The 231-nt window shown below is 41.6% G+C and carries 1 protein-coding gene; it reads right to left on the bottom strand.

Annotated features, from left to right (window positions below):
- The coding region (locus AC0IXA_RS28265) for an exonuclease domain-containing protein (protein ID WP_471815036.1) at positions 1–231 on the bottom strand (231 nt) is incomplete at both ends.

Genomic DNA, 231 nt, shown 5'->3' with positions numbered 1-231 from the left:
CTTAAAAGGAAAGCTAATATGATTAAGCATACAATTTTGCTTCAATACCTTCATGTCCATGTTGCCCCACGTAATAATCTCACAATTCTCTTCCCCATCAAGTGACACGAGCTTCTCGATAAACAACTCAAATGAAATCCCGCTCTCTACATCCTCCTGCGTAATTCCGAGGAATGATTTACAGCGCTTCGTCAGCTTTGGGAACTTTTTCGGTTTGACGTAGCTGGAGAA

The sequence above is a fragment of the Pseudomonas sp. AC083 genome (assembly GCF_979253165.1).
This window is presented reverse-complemented; position numbering and strand designations above follow the sequence as displayed.